Origin of the sequence: Amycolatopsis plumensis (genome assembly GCF_042652605.1) — a bacterium.
GTDB lineage: Bacteria > Actinomycetota > Actinomycetes > Mycobacteriales > Pseudonocardiaceae > Amycolatopsis > Amycolatopsis plumensis.
The window spans coordinates 1,568,945-1,587,163 of the sequence record NZ_JBHSJY010000001.1; the positions used below are offsets into that span (position 1 = coordinate 1,568,945).

The 18,219-nt window shown below is 70.1% G+C and carries 18 protein-coding genes; 2 read left to right on the forward strand and 16 right to left on the reverse strand.

What is annotated here, in order from left to right; genetic code table 11:
• Nucleotides 1-14 precede the first annotated feature (14 nt).
• Both ACFPLC_RS07045 and ACFPLC_RS07050 read right to left on the reverse strand, forming a co-directional pair.
• A complete protein-coding gene (locus ACFPLC_RS07045; protein WP_378203035.1) occupies nt 15-173 on the reverse strand; it encodes a hypothetical protein in 159 nt (52 codons plus the stop codon).
• Nucleotides 170-1,024: a 5'-methylthioadenosine/S-adenosylhomocysteine nucleosidase family protein gene (locus ACFPLC_RS07050; protein ID WP_378203032.1), complete on the reverse strand. Its 855-nt coding sequence runs from the start codon at nt 1,022-1,024 to the stop codon at nt 170-172. Before ACFPLC_RS07050 ends, ACFPLC_RS07045 begins: the two co-directional genes overlap by 4 nt.
• Nucleotides 1,025-1,229: 205 nt before the next feature.
• Here ACFPLC_RS07050 and ACFPLC_RS07055 point away from each other — a divergent pair, with 205 nt between their 5' ends.
• Entirely contained in the window at nt 1,230-1,940 is a 711-nt protein-coding gene (locus ACFPLC_RS07055) for an NUDIX hydrolase (RefSeq protein ID WP_378203029.1), read from the forward strand.
• A gap of 61 nt (nt 1,941-2,001) precedes the next feature.
• On the opposite strand, the gene ACFPLC_RS07060 is transcribed toward ACFPLC_RS07055, so the two are convergent.
• From ACFPLC_RS07060 to nfi, 3 genes are all read right to left on the reverse strand, one after another.
• Nucleotides 2,002-3,336 carry an NAD(P)/FAD-dependent oxidoreductase gene (locus ACFPLC_RS07060; protein WP_378203026.1) on the reverse strand — a complete coding sequence of 445 codons (1,335 nt, stop codon included), beginning with the start codon at nt 3,334-3,336 and terminating at the stop codon, nt 2,002-2,004.
• An 84-nt stretch (nt 3,337-3,420) separates the two neighbouring features.
• Complete coding sequence (locus ACFPLC_RS07065) at nt 3,421-4,104, reverse strand: uracil-DNA glycosylase (RefSeq protein ID WP_378203023.1); 684 nt, start codon at nt 4,102-4,104, stop codon at nt 3,421-3,423.
• Entirely contained in the window at nt 4,101-4,760 is a 660-nt protein-coding gene (gene nfi, locus ACFPLC_RS07070) for a deoxyribonuclease V (protein ID WP_378203020.1), read from the reverse strand. Before nfi ends, ACFPLC_RS07065 begins: the two co-directional genes overlap by 4 nt.
• A gap of 48 nt (nt 4,761-4,808) precedes the next feature.
• Here nfi and ACFPLC_RS07075 point away from each other — a divergent pair, with 48 nt between their 5' ends.
• Nucleotides 4,809-6,302: a S10 family peptidase gene (locus tag ACFPLC_RS07075; protein ID WP_191316109.1), complete on the forward strand. Its 1,494-nt coding sequence runs from the start codon at nt 4,809-4,811 to the stop codon at nt 6,300-6,302.
• 24 nt (nt 6,303-6,326) lie between these two features.
• On the opposite strand, the gene ACFPLC_RS07080 is transcribed toward ACFPLC_RS07075, so the two are convergent.
• The 11 genes from ACFPLC_RS07080 to ACFPLC_RS07130 form a co-directional block, all read right to left on the reverse strand.
• Nucleotides 6,327-7,112 (reverse strand): hypothetical protein, encoded by a 786-nt coding sequence (locus ACFPLC_RS07080; protein WP_378203016.1) that lies wholly within the window; start codon nt 7,110-7,112, stop codon nt 6,327-6,329.
• The gene (locus tag ACFPLC_RS07085; RefSeq protein ID WP_378203013.1) at nt 7,109-7,945 is read right to left on the reverse strand and encodes a hypothetical protein; all 837 of its coding nucleotides are present in this window, start codon (nt 7,943-7,945) and stop codon (nt 7,109-7,111) included. The genes ACFPLC_RS07080 and ACFPLC_RS07085 overlap by 4 nt, the downstream gene beginning before the upstream one ends.
• Nucleotides 7,946-7,991: 46 nt before the next feature.
• The gene (locus ACFPLC_RS07090; RefSeq protein WP_378203010.1) at nt 7,992-8,828 is read right to left on the reverse strand and encodes a hypothetical protein; all 837 of its coding nucleotides are present in this window, start codon (nt 8,826-8,828) and stop codon (nt 7,992-7,994) included.
• Between the two features lie 51 nt (nt 8,829-8,879).
• Entirely contained in the window at nt 8,880-9,470 is a 591-nt protein-coding gene (locus ACFPLC_RS07095; protein ID WP_378203007.1) for a hypothetical protein, read from the reverse strand.
• A 59-nt stretch (nt 9,471-9,529) separates the two neighbouring features.
• Nucleotides 9,530-11,239, reverse strand: coding sequence for a S8 family serine peptidase (locus ACFPLC_RS07100; protein ID WP_378203181.1), 1,710 nt, complete (start codon nt 11,237-11,239; stop codon nt 9,530-9,532).
• A 90-nt stretch (nt 11,240-11,329) separates the two neighbouring features.
• Entirely contained in the window at nt 11,330-12,328 is a 999-nt protein-coding gene (locus ACFPLC_RS07105; protein ID WP_378203004.1) for an ABC transporter ATP-binding protein, read from the reverse strand.
• Nucleotides 12,321-13,316 carry an ABC transporter ATP-binding protein gene (locus ACFPLC_RS07110; protein ID WP_378203002.1) on the reverse strand — a complete coding sequence of 332 codons (996 nt, stop codon included), beginning with the start codon at nt 13,314-13,316 and terminating at the stop codon, nt 12,321-12,323. Before ACFPLC_RS07110 ends, ACFPLC_RS07105 begins: the two co-directional genes overlap by 8 nt.
• A 6-nt stretch (nt 13,317-13,322) precedes the next feature.
• Entirely contained in the window at nt 13,323-14,276 is a 954-nt protein-coding gene (locus ACFPLC_RS07115; protein WP_378202999.1) for an ABC transporter permease, read from the reverse strand.
• Nucleotides 14,269-15,198 (reverse strand): ABC transporter permease, encoded by a 930-nt coding sequence (locus tag ACFPLC_RS07120; protein WP_191316116.1) that lies wholly within the window; start codon nt 15,196-15,198, stop codon nt 14,269-14,271. Before ACFPLC_RS07120 ends, ACFPLC_RS07115 begins: the two co-directional genes overlap by 8 nt.
• 109 nt (nt 15,199-15,307) lie before the next feature.
• Nucleotides 15,308-16,933 (reverse strand): peptide ABC transporter substrate-binding protein, encoded by a 1,626-nt coding sequence (locus ACFPLC_RS07125; RefSeq protein ID WP_378202996.1) that lies wholly within the window; start codon nt 16,931-16,933, stop codon nt 15,308-15,310.
• A gap of 328 nt (nt 16,934-17,261) precedes the next feature.
• Nucleotides 17,262-18,215, reverse strand: coding sequence for a Ppx/GppA phosphatase family protein (locus ACFPLC_RS07130; RefSeq protein WP_378202993.1), 954 nt, complete (start codon nt 18,213-18,215; stop codon nt 17,262-17,264).
• Nucleotides 18,216-18,219 lie beyond the last annotated feature (4 nt).

An 18,219-nucleotide genomic window follows, 5' to 3' on the forward strand; every position in this document is an offset into this window, starting at 1 on the left:
ACCACGCAGGTGGTTCAGCGCGACCTGGAACCGCCGCTCGGGCGGATCCGAGGGTTGATGTTGTAGGTCGTCTCGTGGCGGTGGAACGTGCCGCCGTAGATCGCGCCGATCTGCTGCTCGACGTGGGCGTCGTCGGACGCCTGGTTCTGGAAGCCGGGAGGCGGGACGGTCACGCGTGCCTCCGGGAGGATCGCTGCGTCACGTGGAAGTCGCCGTAGACGGCGCCGACCTGCTGCCCGACGTGCGCGTTGTCCTTGGCCACGTTGGTGTAGCTCGCCGACGGCACCTCGGTGCGCTCGTCCGGACCGGAACCGTCCGCGCCGCCGATCCCGGCGGCGAGCGCACGGACGAAGTCCGCCGCGTTGCCGGCGGCGACGGCCTGCCAGTCCGCCTCGTCGGCCACGTCCTTGGCGCCGTCCGCGCGGTCGCTGATCCCGCGGACGGTCAGCGCGGGGACGTCGTCGTTGAGCCGGCCGGCCAGCGCGAACCCCGCGCTCTCCATCTCCACCGCCACCGCGTCCTGGTAGTTGTCCCACAGGTAGCGCGCGACCGCGGACGTCCGCCCGTCGACCACCACCTCGCCCGCGGCGACCGGCTCGAAGTGGACGTCTCCCGAGCCGCCCCAGCCGCCCTCCCTGGCCAGTGCCCGCGCCAGTTCCAGCAACCGGTACGACGGTTCCCAGGCCTCCGGCCGGTTCCGGAAGCCTTCGCCGTCGCTGTAGCCACCGTGGTAGGCGTAGACCTTCCGGGCGACGACGACGTCGCCGAGCCGGAGCCAGTCACGCAGTCCGCCGGCGACGCCGGTGAACACGACCGCCGACGGCGAAAACTCGGCGACCGCGCGTTCCGCGATCGCGGCCGCGCGGGCGTTGCCCATGCCCACCATGCCGAGCGCCGCCGGGCGGCCGGCCAGCTCGCCGACGTCGAACACCGTTCCCGCGTGGTGCACGTGCTGCCGCACCCCGGTCATCCGGGCGCGCACCGCGGCGCGCTCCACTTCCAACGCGGTCAAGATCACCAGCACGGGGCGACCGCCCCCTCTTCACGTTCTGCCATCACGATCTCCCTCTGTTCGCCGGAACGGCGCCCTCGCGACCGGGCAGGATGCCAAGTGCAAGGTGCAAGGTAGCCCTATCGGGCGATTCTCGTCAATAAGACGAATATTGGGCCCCTGCGTACACTGTGCACTATGGACACTCCACCGACCAGGAACGGCCGAGTTGTCGAACATGCCTGAGCCCGACGAGTGGACGATTCCCGAGGTCGCGGTCGCCGTGGACCTGGCCGTCCTCACCGTGCACGACAACGCACTGCAGATCATGCTCGTGAAACGGGGAATCCCGCCGTACGAGGGCATGCTGGCCCTCCCCGGCGGGTTCCTCGCGTCGACGTCGGAAGATCTCGACCACGCCGCGGCCCGCGAACTACACGAAGAGACGGGCCTCGACGCGCGGGCGTTACACCTGGAGCAACTGCGCACCTACGGAACGCCGGGCCGCGATCCGCGTCGGCGCGTGATCACGGTCTGCTACGTCGCCTTCTCGCCCCAGCTCCCGGATCCCGTGGCCGGCGGGGACGCCCGCGAGGCCGTCCTGATGCCGGTGGAGAAGGTGCTGAAACCACGCACCCGGATCGCGTTCGACCACAAGAAGATCGTCGCCGACGCCGTCGAACGCGCCCGCAGCAAGCTCGAGTACACCACGCTCGCGGCGGCCTTCTGCGCACCGGAGTTCACCATGACCGACCTGCGCGAGGTCTACGAAATCGTCTGGGGCGAACCGCTCGATCCGCGCAACTTCCACCGCAAGATCACCGGGGTCGACGGATTCCTGATCCCGACCGGGGAGCGCGTCTCGCGACAGCCCGGCCGGCCCGCCGCGCTCTACCGCCGCGGCCCCGCCACCCTGCTCCACCCGGCCATGCTCCGGACCCGTTCCTGAACCGACCCGGAACGCCGAGAGCCCCCGGCCGCGGGGCCGGGGGCTCTCGGATTCACGAAACTCAGGACTTCGAGACGCGCGCGAACTCGTCCTTCGGGTTGTTGATCTGCCCGAGCGAGATCACCTCGCGCCGGAACAGCCCGCCCAGGATCCAGTCGAACAGGATCCGGATGCGGCGGTTCCACGTCGGCATCGCCTTGAGGTGGTAGGCGCGGTGGAACAGCCACGCCGGGAAGCCCTTGATCTTCAGGTTCAGCGCGTCCGCGACGCCCTTGTGGAGGCCGAGGCTGGCCACCGCGCCGAGGTTCTTGTGGTAGTAGTCCTTCGGCTTGCCGCCGCGGAGCACCTTGATGATGTTCTTCGCCAGCAGGCGGGCCTGGCGGACGGCGTGCTGGGCGTTCGGCGGGCAGGTCGCCGTCGGGTCCTCTTCCGTGCGGGAGAGGTCCGGGATCGCCGCGTTGTCGCCCGCGGTCCACACGTCCGGGTGGCCGACGACCTGCATCGCGGCGGTCGCCTCGAGGCGGCCGCGCTTGTCGACCGGCAGGTCCGACTGGCCCACCACCGGGTTGGCCTTCACACCCGCGGTCCAGATGATCGTGTCCGTGTCGAACTCGGTGCCGTCCGAGAGCACGACGTGGCCGTTTTCGAACGACTTCGCCGCCGTCGACAGGTAGACCTCGATGCCGCGCTTCTCCAGCTGCTCGACCGTGTACACGCCGAGGGTCTCGCGGACCTCGGGGAGGATGCGGCCGGCCGCCTCGACGAGCACCCAGCGGATGTCGGAGACCTTGATGTTCGGGTAGTAGTTCTCGACCGCGAACCGGGTCATGTCCTCGAGCTCGGCCAGCGCCTCGATGCCGGCGAAGCCGCCGCCGACGACGGTGAACGTCAGGAGGCGCTTGCGCAGCTCGGGGTCGAGCGTGCTGGCCGCCTCGTCGAGCTTGGTCATGATGTGGTTGCGCAGGTAGATCGCCTCGCCGATGGTCTTGAAGGCGATGCCCTCTTCGACCAGGCCCGGGATCGGCAGGATGCGCGCGACGGCGCCGAGCGCGACGACCAGGATGTCGTAGCCCAGCTGCTCGATGTGGCCGTCGGCCGCCTCGACCGTGACGGACTTCTTCTCGTTCTCGATCTTGGTGACGCGCGCGGTCAGCACGTGGCAGCGCTTGAGCACCCGCCGCAGCGGCACGACCACGTGCCGGGGCTCGATCGCGCCGGCCGCGGCCTCCGGGAGGAACGGCGCGTAGGTCATGTGGGGCTGCGGGTCAACGACGGTCACGGAGGCCTCGTTGGCCCGGAGCATCTTCTGGAGGCCGTACGCCGTGTAGAGCCCGACGTACCCACCACCGAGGACGAGGATCCGAGTCGGTTCCGACTTCGACTTCGCAGCAGCCATGTCCTCATGGTGACACCTTCGCCGCGCTCCCGCTCAGGGGCCCCATCCGGCTGTGACCAGCGTCGCTGCGGTTTCCGTAACGATTCAGTCGTGCCCTGTCACCGAGGTCGCGGCACGGAAGACGTCCGCCACCATGGCGTGGGTCACGCGGTGTGTCTGGACATTGCGCGGTGAGACGTGATAACAGCCGAAAACCCGCAGGTCGCCGAGTCCGAGCACGGCACCGTGCGCGAAGGCCGGACGCGGCTGCGGCACCGGCCAGCCGGCCGCCTCCAGCACGGGCAGCAACGCCTGCCAGCCGAACGCCCCCAGCACCACGATCGCCCGCAGTGTCGGACGTAACAATGTTAGTTCCTCGGCCAGCCACGGGCGGCAGGTGTCGCGCTCGGCCGGTGTCGGCTTGTTCTCCGGCGGCGCGCACCGCACGGGCGAAACGAGCCGGGTGCCGTAGAGCCGGAGGCCGTCGTCGATCGCCGTCGACGTCGGCTGCGAAGCGAGCCCGACCTCGTGCAGGACGCGGAAGAGGAAATCACCCGATGGATCGCCGGTAAACATCCGGCCGGTGCGGTTCGCGCCGTGCGCCGAGGGTGCCAGGCCGACGACCGCGAGCGACGCGTCCGGCGGCCCGAAGCCCGGCACCGGGCGAGCCCAGTACTGCTCGCCGCGGAACGCCGCCTTGGTGCCCGCGACGCCCTCGCGCCAGGCCACCAGCCGCGGGCAGGCGCGGCAGCCGGCGACCGCGGCGTCCAGCTCTTCGAGGGACCTCATCGCAGCGCCGTCCGGGAGAGCCGGTCGGCCTGCCGCGTGGTCTCGGGTAGCCGGTAGCGCGGGGTCAGGGCCAGGGTGAGCCGGCAGGCGTGCGCCAGGTCGATCCGGTGCCCGGCCGAGACGTACACCGGCTTGACGCCGTCCTGGGTGCGCACCACCGCGCCGACGACCTCACCTCCGTCGACCAGCGGCTCCGCCGCGCCGCGGGCGGACGCGGGGGCGGCGTGCGTGCCGACGAGCCGGGTCTTGCCGACGCCGAAGGCGGGCAGCCCGGTCAGGACGCCGACGTGGCAGGCCAGGCCGAAGCGCCGCGGGTGCGCGAGGCCGTGGCCGTCGCAGACCAGGACGTCCGGCGTGCGCTCCAGCCGGTCCAGCGCGGCCAGCAGCGGCGGCAGCTCGCGGAAGGCGAACAGCCCCGGCTCGTACGGGAAGACGGCCTTCGCCCGGTGCGTCCGTTGCTCCACCACGGTGAGCCCGGCGGTCTCGAGGGTGACGACGGCCGCGGCGATGCCGTCGTTGTCGTCGTAAGCGACGTCCAGGCCGGTGACCGTCGGGGGCAGCTCCGGGCAGTCGTCGGCGAGCTCGACCCGGTCGCGGAGCCGCTCCTGCACGGCGAGCGCCTCCTCGGCCGTCGACGGCCAGTCCTCGGTGTGCACCGGGTCACCCTGCCACAGGTGGCCGGACCCGCCGACTAGGTTGGGTCCATGGCGGACAAGACCCCCGAAGAGGCCCCCGAGCCGAAGGCCGCGGAGACCACCGAAATCGCGGCCGAGCCGACCGACGACATCGTCACGACCCAGCACACGCTGACCGTGAAGCGGAAGAAGCTCGCGTACACGGCGAAGGCGGGGCGGATCGTCCTCCGCAAGGAGATCGTCAAGGACGGCAAGTCCGAGGGCTTCAAGGCGAAGGCCGAGGTGTTCCTCACCTCCTACACCCTCGACGACGCCGACCCGGGCTCGCGGCCGGTGACGTTCGCCTTCAACGGCGGTCCCGGCTCGTCGAGCATCTGGCTGCACATGGGCCTGATGGGGCCGCGCCGGGTGCTCTCGGGCGACGTCGACGACCTGGTGCCGCCGCCGTACGGGCTGGCCGACAACCCCGAGACGCTGCTGGCGCACAGCGACCTCGTGTTCATCGACCCGGTGTCGACCGGCTACTCGCGCGCGTCCGACGGCGGCGAGACGAAGGACTTCCACGGCTTCAAGGGCGACATCGAGTCGGTCGGCGAGATCATCCGGCTGTGGGTGTCGCGGCACGAGCGCTGGCTGTCGCCGAAGTTCCTGGCCGGCGAGTCGTACGGCACGCTGCGCGCCGCCGGACTGGCCGCGCACCTGCAGGACCGGCACGGCCTCTACCTGAACGGCCTGCTGCTCATCTCCTCGGTGCTCGACCTGGGCACGCTGCAGTTCACGGAGGGCAACGACCTCCCGTACTCGCTGTACGTGCCGACGTACGCGGCGATCGCGCACTACCACGGCCTGCACGGCGAGCGCCCGCTCGACGACGTCCTCGCCGACGCCGAGGACTTCGCGGCGAAGGACCTGCCGTGGGCGCTGGCCCGCGGCGCCCGGCTGTCCACTCAGGACCGGACGGAGGCGGTGGCCACGCTGGCGTCGCTGACCGGGCTTTCGGAGTCCTATGTGGACCGGGTGAACCTGCGGATCGAGCACGTCCGGTTCTTCACGGAACTGCTGCGCGACCGCGGCCTGACGGTCGGCCGGATGGACGGCCGGTTCACGACGTGGGAGCCGGACGGCGGTCGCGAGCGCATGAGCGACGACCCGTCGATCTCCCGGGTGGTCGGCGCCTACGCGGCGGCGTTCAACCACTACGTGCGGGCCGAACTCGGGTACGCCAACGACCTGCCGTACGAGCTGATCAGCGAGGACACGTTCAAGGCGTGGTCGTACGCGGACTTCGAGGGCCGCTCGGTCTCAGTGGTGGACTCGCTGAGCGCGGCGATGCGCGCGAACCCGCACCTGCGCGTGCACGTGGCGTTCGGCCACTACGACGGCGCGACGGCGTACTACGCGGCGGAGCACGTGCTGGCCCACTTGCAGATCCCGGAGGAACTGCGCGAGAACATCGACACGGCGTACTACCCGGCGGGCCACATGATGTACGTCCACGAGCCGACGCGGGTGCAGCAGTCGAAGGACCTGGCGAAGTTCGTCAAGAAGGCGTCGAACCGCTGAACCCCCGCGCCGGAGTGGCGCTGCTCACCGGACCTCCCCGTAGTGGCCGTCCGCGGGCAGCGCGGGGCGGCGGCGCCGCTGGGTGAACAACCCGGCGGCGTGCGTGGCCACCGCGAGCGCGACGTAGCCGGCGAGCCAAGGATCGCCCTGGCGGTCGCCGTACGTCAGGTCGGCGATCAGGGGCAGCGCGAACACCGACGGCATCAGGAGGTGGACGTCCTCGAGCCGCGTCACGACGTCGACCGCCAGCGAGCCCTCGTCCTCGGCGAGGACCGGCCGGGTGAGGATGCCGGTGAGCACCACGGCGTCCGCCGCCGCCCCGACGGCGAGCAGGCCGAGCCAGAACTCCGCCCAGAGCGAGCCACCGGCCGCCATCGTGGCGGCGAGCGCCGCGCCGCCCCCGAAGGTGACCAGCAGCGAGGTCAGGTACCAGCCGTTCAGCACGTCGGCGGCGGACGGACGAGGCCGGTGCAGCCGCCGATCGCCCAGCCACGCCGCCGCCCGCCGGTCGCCCGCCCGGATGTGCAGCCACAGCGTGAGCTGCACCGCGGCCATGGTGAAGAAGATGTACCCGCCCGCCGGCAGGTCGGGGCCCTCCACGCCGGGCAGGAGCCGCAGGAACACGTAGCCGAAGGCGCAGGCGCAGACGACCAGGGTGAGGACGAAGACCGGGGAGAAGGCGTCCGGCGACCGCCGTCCGGCGCGGACGCTCAACCGGAAGGTGAGCAGCGTGGCCGGCTCGGCGACCCGGACACCGCGCTTCTCGAGCCACTTGACCGCCGCCTGCTCGTCCTTCGTCAACCCGATCACCGGGGCACCTCCGGCGACCAGCCGGCCCCGGCCTGGGCCGGCAGCGGGACCCCGTAGTCGCCGTCCGGGAGCACCGGGCGCCGCCGACGGCCGGCGATCTGCAGGGCGATCGCGAGCGCCGCGTAACCGAGGAGCCATGGCGCGAAGCCGGGGGGCTGGCGCTGGGTGGTGACCAGGTCGAAGAGCACCGGCAGCGCATAGACCGAGGGCAGCGCGATGGCCAGGTCGTCGAGCCGCAGCACGGCGTCGACCGCGGCGGACGGCTCGTCTTCGGCGATCACCGGGCGGCGGACGACTCCGGTCACGATCACCGCGCACACGACCGCGCCGATGGCCAGCAGGCCGAGCCAGCTCCAGGCGTAGGTCCGGTACGGCGTGGCCACGAACATGGTGACCCCGAGCGCCGCGCCCCCGGCGAACGTGACCGCAGCCGACGCGAGGTACCAGCCTCCCAGCGTCGCCCGCCAGGACGGCCGCGGCCGGGCGAGCGCGCGGTCGCCGAGCTGCTCCAGGGCCTGCCGGTCCCGCCGCCGGACCGCGAACCAGAAGGCCAGCTGGCTCCCGATGAGCAGGAAGTACGGGACCTTGCTATCGGTCATCTCCACCCCGCGGACGCCGGGCAGATACTGCAGGCACTGGTAGGCGACGGCGACGGCGAGCGTCGCCAGCACGATCCCGGCCTGCCGGATCACCAGCGGCCGGGGGTGCGCGGTATTGCGGACGCCCAGCCGCGTGGCGAGCAGCCGCGTCGGAATGCCCACGCGCACCCCGCGGCGCCCCAGCCAGACCGCCGCCTGCACGTACTCGCCGCGGCTCGGTACCTGTTCCCCCATGGACCCCTCCCCTGTCCGCCTTACACGCGCGAAAGTCCGGAACGGTTTACCGGCCGTAGCAGCCGGGCGGCAGCCGGCGGTACCGGTGCCGGGTCACGAACCAGCCGGTCACCTGCAGCCCGGCCACGATCGCCAGGTAGGCCAGCGCGGACCAGCCCAGCGGGCCGGGCCACGCCCAGTCGACGACGAAGATCGGCATCGCCAGCACCGCGTACACCGCGCACGGGGCAAACCGGTACGGGTCCTCGGCCCGGAGCAGCCCGTCGACCAGCCGCGACGTCTCGTCTTCCGCGATGACCGGCCCGCGGAGCACCCGGCCCAGCACGAGCGCGGTCGCGCCCGCTCCGGCCGCCAGCGCGCACGTGTGCACCCCGATCGCCACCGACGGCGGGTACCAGTGCTTCCAGGCGAACTGCGGTTCGGTCAGGAACGCCGCCGCGCACAGGGCGGCCCCACCGGCGAACGTGATGGCCGCCGAGCTCAGGTACCACCAGCCGACGCGCCGCACCGCGCTGCGGAGCGGGAGCGGTGCGCCGGCGCCGACCGCCTGCTCGGCGGCCTGGTCACGGCGTTGCGCGATCCGCCAGCGAGACACCTGGAACACGGCGAAGAGCACAGCGCCCACCGCGGTCCGGCCCGGTAGCTCCACGCCCTGGAACAACGCACCGGCGGACGCCCACAGGACCACGATGACGACCAGGTAGGTGGGCGTTCCGCGTCCGGTGATGGCGCGCCCGCCGATGCGCAGCGCCAGCAGCCGCGTCGGCAGCCACACCGCCACCCCGCGCCGACCCAGCCACAGCCGCGTACGGCCCACTTCGAGCACCGTCGGCTCGCCGGGCAGTCTCGGGTCCACCGGCAGCGCCGGGCCGCAAACGTCCATCGGAATCCCCCCACTCGCGACATGAACGCAGACCGCCCCGGGAAGGTTGCCTCAGGTGCCGAAGTAACGCTCGGACCGGGGCAGCGCTTCGAGCGCGCCGATGGCGCCGGCCTCCGCGATCTTCTCGTGGCGCCTGAGCTCACCGTGCAGGTCCTCGGCGAGCATCCACCAGAGCTCGAGGTCGTCGGTCTCCTCGTCCCAGTCGGGGTCCGCCTTCTTCTCCGCGATCCGCTCCGGTGGGAGGTGGACGCTCAGGTCGTGGATCCGTTCGTTCAACCGGTCCAGGTGCGGTGACGGGGTCCGGCAATCGATCGACAGGAATTGCTTGAGCAGCCACAGTTCCTGGCTCTCCGACAGCACCTCGCGCACCACCCGGGCCGTGACCGGCCAGTCGGACCGCGTGAGGAACTCGTCGTTGGCCTCGCCGTCCCGGTATTCCAGGGCGGGACACAGCCAGACCGGACGCTCGACCCCCGCGGCGAAGTCCGCGTGGTCCGCGGCCGCCAGCGCCGACAACGTCTCCTCGTCGACGTCGACGCCGTGCTCCAGCGCCAACACCATCGCGAGGTCGTCGAGCAGCATCGGCGCCCAGAAACCCTGCAGCGCGTCGAGCACCGCACCCCGCAGTTCGCCCGAGTCCATCCCCGGTCCCCCTCACGCAGAAAACGGCCCACCCGGCGGGGTGGGCCGTTTCCACGACCTTACTTCAGGTACTGCGACCCGCGGGTCACCGCCGCGTAGGCGTCGACCGCGCCGTGGCCGTAGAAGCCGTTGAACGACGGGTCGCCTTCACAGGTGGCCGTGAACGTCGCGTCGCGGCCCTCCTTCAGGTAGTCCACCGTCCGCGGCACCGGGCAGGCGATCTTCGCCGCCGTGCCCTCGAGGACCCGCTGGACCTTGTCCGGGTCCATGCCGAACTCGCCGTGCGACTTCTTGCCGTACTGCGAGATGATCAGCGCCGCGACGCCGGTCGCGTGCGGCGTGGCCATCGACGTGCCCTGCAGCCACTGGTAGTAGCCCACGCGGCCGTCCGGCGCCGTCGCCTTCTTGACGCCCGCGGCCAGCCCGGCCTCGGTGATGTTGCCGTCCGCGTCGATGTTGCCCTCGGCGATACCCACGTTCTTCGGGTACGTCGAAAGGATTTCGTTCTCGACCGTGCGGTACCACGGCGTGCCGAAGCCGTCGCGGAAGAAGCCGCCCGGGGCCGACACCGAGATCTGCTCCAGGCCGTAGTTCGAGTAGTCCGCCTTCTTCTGCGACGGCCCGAACGAGCTCACGCCGATCGTGTGGTTGCCCTCGACCGGCAGGTTGAGGCAGGTCGAGTTGTCCACCGTGCGCGGGTGCGTGCTGTTCGCCGGGTAGTCCGGGCTGGTCGTGTCCGGCTGCGGCGCACCGAGGTCGGTGTGCTGGTTGCCCAGCGCGACCACCATCGTGACGCCCTTGCGGTGCGCGTAGTTCAGCGCGCGCTGCGTGGCCTCGATGATCGTACGCTGCTCGGCCTGCTCGGCGGGCGAGTCCGCCGGGTTCGCCGTGCAGTTGTACAGCCACGGGTCGGTGTAGAACGACATGTTGACCACGTCGATGCCCGCGTCACCGGCGTAGGTGATCGCGTCGACCGTCGGCTGCAGGAAGAAGTAGCCCGAGTCCTGGCCGGCGCGGATGTTCACCAGCGTCACGTTCGGCGCGACACCGGAGACGCCGAAGCCGTTGGCCGCGGCGGCGATGGTGCCGGCGACGTGCGTGCCGTGGCCGCCGTCGTCGTGGTTGGCCGGGTCGACGCAGCCGCGGAACTCGCACGGGCCGTCGACCTCGGCGCCGTTGACGTCGGTCGGGATGTCGCGGGTGAAGTTGCGCGAGTCGGCCTCGTCGAAGTTCGGCGCGATGTCCGGGTGCGTGCCGTCGATACCGGTGTCGATGACGCCGACCTTGACCTGCTTGCTGCCCGGCTGCTTGGTGCGGGAGAGGTCCGAGCGGACGGACTTGAGGCCCCAGAGCTGGTCGTCCAGCGGGTCCATCCCGACGGCCTTGTTCGCATCGGCCTTCTTCGAAGAAGCGCCGCCGCGGCCTTCCTTCTCGACACCGGCGTCGCCCTTGGCCTTCTTGCCCATCTTCGGCACCGAGCCGATGGACTGGGCCTTCGCGGCACCGAACACCGCGCGGTTCGCGGACACCCGCTCGCTGAAGCCGGTGGCCGGCGCGCTCGCCCTGATCAGGCCGACCGCGGCGTTGGTCTCCAGCACCGTGCCGCCCGCGGCCTTGATCGCCTGCTGGGCGCTGCCGATGCTCTGGACGTCCTTGGCGAGGACGGTGAACTCGGTCGCCGGGCCGGACAGCGCGGGCTGCGCCGACGCGGCCGGGACCGCGACCGCGGACACCGCGCCGAACAGCGGCACGGCCAGCACCGCGGCCATGAGCCTGGGTCTCTTCACTTTTCTCCTCCTCCGAAAGCGGTTCCTGCACCGTATAGACCGGACAATGCGCGTACAACGGCCAAACGTACGTTATGGAACAACCGACTTCTGCTCCGCGAAGTGACAAGCTGACAAGTGCCCGTCCGTCCGGGGGACCAGTTCCGGCACCTCCGTCGCGCACCGGTCTTCGGCCTTCCAGCACCGCGTGCGGAACCGGCACCCGGACGGCGGATCCAGGGGACTCGGCACGTCACCGGTCAGCCGGATCACCTGGCGGCGTCCGCGCACGGCCGGGTCCGCCACCGGCACCGCGGACAGCAGCGCCTGGGTGTACGGGTGGGACGGTCGTTCGTAGATCTCCTCGTCGGTACCGAGCTCGACGATCTTGCCGAGGTACATCACCGCGACCCGGTTCGACAGGTGCCGCACCACCGAAAGGTCGTGCGCGATGAAGACGTAGGACAGGCCGAACTCACCCTGCAGGTCACCGAGCAGGTTCATCACCTGAGCCTGGATCGAGACGTCCAATGCGGACACCGGCTCGTCGCAGATGATCACCTTGGGCCGCAACGCCAGCGCCCGCGCGATGCCGATGCGCTGGCGCTGCCCGCCGGAGAACTGGTGCGGGTAGCGGTTGAGGTGCTCGGGGTTGAGGCCGACCACTTCGAGCAGTTCCCGCACCTTGCCCGCCCGCGAGCCCTTCGGGGCGACGTCGGGGTGGATCTCGAACGGCTCGCCGACGATGTCGCCGACCGTCATCCGCGGGTTGAGCGAGGTGTACGGGTCCTGCAGCACGATCTGGATCTCGCGCCGCAGCTTCCGCAGTTCGGCGCCGCGCATGGCGAAGATGTCGCGGCCCTCGAACTTCGCGGTGCCGCCGGTCGGCTCCTCCAGGCGCATCAGGACCTGGGCGAGCGTCGACTTCCCGCAGCCGGACTCGCCGACGACGCCGAGCGTCTCACCCGGCATCAGGTCGAACGAGACACCGTCGACCGCCTTGACCTGGCCGATCGTGCGCTTGAAGAGGATCCCGGTGCGGACCGGGAAGTACTTCTGCAGGCCCTTGACCGACAGGATGGGCTCAGGCACGGGAGCTCACCACCTCTTCGGCGAAGTGACACGCGCTGGTGCGGCCGAAGCCGATCGCGTGCTGGGGCGGGACCTCCTGCGAGCAGACAGCTTCGGCTCGTTTGCACCGCGGGTGGAACGGGCAGCCCGTCGGGATGTCCAGCAGGCTGGGTGGCAGGCCCTTGATGGTTTCCAGCGTCTGTCCTTTGAGGTCGAGCCGGGGCAGGGAGTCCATCAGCGCGGCGGTGTACGGGTGGGCCGGCGCGCGGAACAGCTCGGCGGCGTCGGCCTGTTCGACGATCCGGCCCGCGTACATCACCGCGATCCGGTCGGCGACCTCGGCGACCACCCCCAGGTCGTGCGTGATGAGCACCAAGCCCATCTTCCGTTCGGCCTGTATTTCTTCCAGGAGGTCCATGATCTGGGCCTGGACGGTGACGTCGAGGGCGGTGGTCGGTTCGTCGGCGATGAGCAGGTCCGGGTCGAGCGCCAGTGACATCGCGATCATCGCGCGCTGGCGCATGCCACCGGAGAACTGGTGCGGGTAATCCTTGATCCGGCGTTCGGCGGCCGGGATGCGGACGATGTCGAGCAGTTCGATCGCCCGCTTCCGCGCGTCCTTTTTGGACATACCGAGCCGGACGCGCAGCTGTTCTTCAATCTGGAAGCCCACGGTGAACACCGGGTTCAGCGCGGAGAGCGCGTCCTGGAAGATCATCGCGATCTCGCTGCCACGCACTTCGCGGCGGCGGTCCTCCGACGCGGTCAGCAGGTCCTCGCCGCGCCAGCGCACGGCCCCGGCGGTGATCACCCCCGGCGGCATGTCGAGGATCCCCATCACCGTCTGGGCGGTGACGCTCTTCCCGGAGCCGGACTCGCCGAGCACGGCCAAGGTCTCGCCCGCGTGCACCGAGTAGCCGACGCCGTTGAGCACGTTCGCCACGCCGTCGGCGGTCCGGAACTCGACGTGCAGGTTCTCGACTTCGAGCAGGAGTTCGTTGTCGGACAAGAGGTTCTACCTCGACTTCGGATCGAGCGCGTCGCGGATGCCGTCACCCAGCATCACGAAGGCCAGCACGGTCAGGGTGACGAAGGCGCCGGGAAACAGCAGCATGTGCGGGTCGTTGCGGAAGTAGTCCCGCGAATCGGCGATCAGCACGCCCCACGAGATCACCGGCGCGCGCACGCCGATGCCGAGGTAGGCCAGGGTCGCCTCGGCGCCGATGAACGCGCCGAGCGCGATGGTGGCGTACACCAGCACCGGCGCGATCGTGTTCGGCAGCAGGTGCCGGAAGATGATCCGCGGGGTGCTCGCGCCGAGGCCGCGCGCGGCCTTGACGTAGTCGAGCTGCTTGGCCACCAGTGTCGCCGAACGCATGATCCGCATGCCCACCGGCCAGCTCAGCACCGCGATCGAGCAGACCACCTGGACGATGATCGTGACCGCGCCGGGGTTGGAGCCGGGTGCGTTGAACGTCGTCAGGATGACGATCGCGCCGAGCACGAACGGCAGGCCCGCGAAGATGTCGCCGAAGCGCGAGAGCAGGCTGTCGACGAGCCGGCCGTAGTAGCCGGCGATGATGCCGATCACCGAGCCGAGGAGCACGGTCACCAGCGTCGAGAACAGCCCGACCAGCACCGACGCGCGGGTGCCGTAGATCGTGCGGGCGTAGACGTCCTGGCCCTGGTTGTCGTAGCCGAACCAGGCGTCGGCGGACGGGCCCTCGTTCGCGTGCGCGAGGTCGCTGAAGCCCGCGTCGCGCGAGCTGAACAGGCCGGGCGCGATCGCGATCAGCACGACGAACAGGATGATCACCGCCGAGGCGATCACCGCGGGCTTGCGCCGCAGCTGGCGCCAGGCGTCGCTCCACAGGCTGCGGGGTTTCTGCGGGCCGGTGGCGGAGTCGTCCACGCGGGACAATTCCGCCGCGTCGGCGCCGCCGCCGCCCACCAGGTTCGGGTCAGTCATAGCGGATCCTCGGGTCGAGAACGGCGTAGAGCAGGTCGACGACCAGGCTCATCAGCAGGTACACCAGCACCAGCAGGACGACCACGCCGACGACCGTCGCGCTCTCCCGGTTCTGGATGCCGCGGAAGATGAGGCCACCCAGGCCGTTGATGTTGAACACGCCTTCGGTGACGATCGCGCCGCCCATCAGGGCGCCGAGGTCGGTGCCGAGGAAGGTCAGTACCGGGATCACCGAGTTGCGCAGCAGGTGGACGAGCACGACCCGGCTCTGTGGCTGGCCCTTCGCGATCGCCGTCCGGACGTAGTCGGCGCGGCGGTTCTCGGCGATGCTCGTCCGCGCCAGCCTGGCCACGTAGGCCATGGACAGGCTGCCGAGCGCGATGCCCGGCACGATGAGCTCGCCGACGCTCGGGTTGTCCGACACGCTCGCTTCGATCCAGCCGAGGCCGTTGCTGCCCAGGGCCAGCTGCAGCACGATCGCGGTGACGAACACCGGCAGCGAGATCAGGAACGTCGTCGAGACGAGCACGAGGTTGTCGAGGAACCCCTTGCCGCGCAGGCCGGTCAGCACGCCGGCGGTCAGCCCGATGACCGCTTCGATGACCACCGCGATCACGGCCAGGCGCAGGGTGATCGGGTATGACGTGGCGATCAGCTCGCCGACGGACGTGCCGTTGAAGGTTTCGCCCCAGTCGCCGGTGAACAGGCTGCCGAGGTACTTGACGTACTGGACGAAGATGTTGTCGTTCAGGTTGAACTTCTCGGTCATCTGGGCGACGTAGGACGCCGGGCAGGCGGCCTGGCCGCACTTGCCGGAGAACGGGTCGCCGGGCACGGCCCAGACCAGGACGTAGATGAGGAACGTGGTGCCGAAGAACACCGGGATCAGCTGGAGCAGCCGTCGCAGGACATAGCGGGTCATCAAGGGTTCCTAGCTTCTGAACGCCACAGTGCGCGCCGGCCGTCGTGAGTGGTAAGGAGGGTTAGAACCCGCCTTACCACTCACGACGGCGTGGTGGTGGGAGCGGCAGCTACTTCTTCAGCACCTCGATGGACGGGTAGTCCGGCATGCGGCGGAAGTCCAGCGCCGCCGACTTGAGGTTCTTCGACTTCGCCGCGACGCCCTTCTCGTCCCACACCGGGATCGTCGGCAGGTCCTTCGCGATCAGGTCCTCGGCCTGCTGGTACAGCTTGACCGCGGCGTCCTTGTCGGCGGTGGCGTCCGCCTGGCCGAGCAGGGCGTCCACCTGCGGGTTGGAGTACGTCGAGTCGTTCGAGGACCCGCCGGTCTTGAAGATCGGGTTCAGGAAGTCCTCGATGGACGGGTAGTCCGCCGACCAGTCCGACCGGCCCATGCCGGTCAGCTTGTGGCCGGTCACGATGCTGCGCCACTGGCCGAAGTCGGTGGCGGGCACGAAATCGCACTCGACGCCGAGTGTGTTCTTGATGCTGTTGCACGCCGCGACCAGCGGTTCCTTGCGGCCACCGTCGGCGTTGGACGCGATGGTCAGCTTGCCCTGGAAGCCCGACTTCTGGAAGGCCTCCTTGGCCGCCGCCGGGTCGTACTTGCAGAACTGGCAGACGCCGGGACGCGCACCCGGGATGCCCTGCGAGATGTAGCCGTCGGCCGGCACGTAGGTGTCGTTCATGACGGTCTTGGTGATCTGCGCGCGGTCGATCGCCATCGAGATGGCCTTGCGCAGCTCGAGGTTGTTGTAGCCGGGCACGTAGTACGGGATGTTGATGGTGCTGATCCCGAGCAGGTGGCCGGTGACCAGCCGGTCGCCGAGGTCGTTCTTGTACTTGCCGCCCGCGACGGCCGACGGCGGCAGCGCCTCCATGAAGTCGAGCCGCCCGCTCAGCAGGTCCTGGTAGGCGGTCTCCTGGCTGGCGTAGATCTTGATGTCGAGGTTCTTGAACTTGACCTTGTCGTCACCCTTGTAGTCGTCGAAGCGGGTGAGCTTGATGTCCTGGTTGGGCGTCCGCGAGACGAACTTCAGCGGGCCGTTGCCGATCGGGTGCTGCTCGAAGGCCTTGGGGTCCTTGAAAAACGAGTCCGGCAGCGGCGCGAAGGCCTGGTAGCCGACCTTGATGTCGAAGACGGAGAACGGTGCGTTGAGCGTCACCTGGAACTCGTAGTCGCCCTTCTCGACCAGCCCGGACATCTTGTCGGTGGCCGGCTTGGCGTTCTCGTCCTCGGGGTGGACCTCGGCGTAGCCCTGGATGTTCGAGAAGAAGTCGGTGTTGAGCTGGCCGTTCGGGCCGTAGGCGCCGTAGTTCCAGGCGTCGATGAAGTTGTGCGCCTTCACCTCGGTGCCGTCGTGGAACTTCCAGCCCTGCTTGATCTTGATGTCGTAGACCTTGGAGTCGGTCGTGGTGATCGAGTCCGCCATCAGGTTGAAGGGCTTCGCGTCCGCGCCCTTGAACCCGACGAGCGTGGCGAACATCGGCTGGATCGCCTTGGTGCCGCCGAGGTCGTTGATGTTGGTCGGGACGAGCGCGTTCTGCGGTTCGGTGCCGTAGACGCTCACCGTGCCGTCCGGGTCCGTTCCGCCGGCCCCCGTGGAGCTGCCCGAACCGCCGCCGCACGCGGCGAGCGCGAGCGCCAGCGAGGTCATCACCACCGTGGGTCCCCAGAGCCTGCGCGAACGACGCATGATCCCCTCCATATCCGGTGTGTCCGAAAGGTGAGACGCACGCTATCGGGGGCTATGAAGCTGATCACAGGACTGCGGTGTTGCAAATGTGTGACGGTCGTCGGGACCACCTGGTTGGAGCACAACCAACGTAGGAATCCGGATACTCCGGACGGCCCAGCGCGGACAGCAGGTAATAACGCGCTCACCCACGGTTCGGTTGCGCCACAAGCCCTTCCGGGCGCCCGAACGGTCGGTCGGCCAGCGATGCCCCGCCAATCACGCGTGATGCCCCTCGGCGCACGCGTGATGCCTCGCTGATCACGGGTGACGCCCCGGGGCGCACGGGTCAGGCGAGGGAGAGGGCGATGCCGTCGAGGATGTCGTGTTCGCTGACCACCAGCTCGGTCGGGCCGCCGCGGGTCGCCAGCTGCTCCGCGAGGGTCTGGACCACCACCGCGCCGCCGCCGATCACGTCGACGCGGCCCGGGTGGATCACCGGGTTGGCCGCGCGGGTGGCGTGGTCCTCGCTGAGCAGGCGGGACGCGAGCCGGTCGATGTCCGCCGTGCTCAGCTTGGACAGGTGCACGCGGTCGCTGTCGTACTCCGGCAGCCCGAGCGCGATCGCCGAGAGCGTCGTCACCGTGCCCGCCACGCCCACCCACGTGCGGGCCCGGGCGACGTCGACGACGTCGAACGCGTCCGTCAGCACCTTGCCGGCCAGGTCGCGGGCGGTCGCGATCTCGCTCGCCGTCGGCGGGTCGCTCTTGAGCGCGCGCTCGGTGATCCGGACGCAGCCGATGTCGACGGACTTCGCCGAGATCACGTCGGCCCGGCGGCCGTCCCAGGTGCCGAGGACCAGCTCCGTCGAGCCGCCGCCGACGTCGACCACCACGAACGGGCCGTCGTCCGGGTCCTGCTCGCCCACCGCGCCGGTGAAGGACAGCCGCGCCTCCTCGTCACCGGTGATCACTTCGGCCTCCACGCCGAGGGTCTCGCGGGTCATGCGGAAGAACTCGTCGCGGTTCTTCGCGTCGCGGGTCGCGGACGTGGCGACCATGCGGACCTTCTCCACGCCCTTGCGCCGGGCGGCGATCGTGTAGTCGGCGAGCGCCACGCGGGTGCGTTCGATCGCTTCGGGAGCCAGCTGCCCGGTGGCGTCGACGCCCTGGCCGAGCCGGACGATCCGCATCTCGCGGTGCAGGTCGCGCAGGTCGACCGTGCCGTCGTGGCGCGGGGTCAGCTCGGCGACGAGCAGGCGGATGGAGTTGGTCCCACAGTCGATCGCGGCAACACGAGGCATGCGA

Bases quoted from the DNA above. Each gene is read 5' to 3' on its own strand.
- ACFPLC_RS07055 (WP_378203029.1), top strand. From the start codon at position 1,230: ATGCCTGAGCCCGACGAGTGGACGATTCCCGAGGTCGCGGTCGCCGTG.
- ACFPLC_RS07060 (WP_378203026.1), bottom strand. From the start codon at position 3,336: ATGGCTGCTGCGAAGTCGAAGTCGGAACCGACTCGGATCCTCGTCCTC.
- ACFPLC_RS07065 (WP_378203023.1), bottom strand. From the start codon at position 4,104: ATGAGGTCCCTCGAAGAGCTGGACGCCGCGGTCGCCGGCTGCCGCGCC.
- ACFPLC_RS07075 (WP_191316109.1), top strand. From the start codon at position 4,809: ATGGCGGACAAGACCCCCGAAGAGGCCCCCGAGCCGAAGGCCGCGGAG.
- ACFPLC_RS07085 (WP_378203013.1), bottom strand. From the start codon at position 7,945: ATGGGGGAACAGGTACCGAGCCGCGGCGAGTACGTGCAGGCGGCGGTC.
- ACFPLC_RS07090 (WP_378203010.1), bottom strand. From the start codon at position 8,828: ATGGACGTTTGCGGCCCGGCGCTGCCGGTGGACCCGAGACTGCCCGGC.
- ACFPLC_RS07095 (WP_378203007.1), bottom strand. From the start codon at position 9,470: ATGGACTCGGGCGAACTGCGGGGTGCGGTGCTCGACGCGCTGCAGGGT.
- ACFPLC_RS07100 (WP_378203181.1), bottom strand. From the start codon at position 11,239: ATGGCCGCGGTGCTGGCCGTGCCGCTGTTCGGCGCGGTGTCCGCGGTC.
- ACFPLC_RS07115 (WP_378202999.1), bottom strand. From the start codon at position 14,276: ATGACTGACCCGAACCTGGTGGGCGGCGGCGGCGCCGACGCGGCGGAA.
- ACFPLC_RS07120 (WP_191316116.1), bottom strand. From the start codon at position 15,198: ATGACCCGCTATGTCCTGCGACGGCTGCTCCAGCTGATCCCGGTGTTC.
- ACFPLC_RS07125 (WP_378202996.1), bottom strand. From the start codon at position 16,933: ATGCGTCGTTCGCGCAGGCTCTGGGGACCCACGGTGGTGATGACCTCG.
- ACFPLC_RS07130 (WP_378202993.1), bottom strand. From the start codon at position 18,215: ATGCCTCGTGTTGCCGCGATCGACTGTGGGACCAACTCCATCCGCCTG.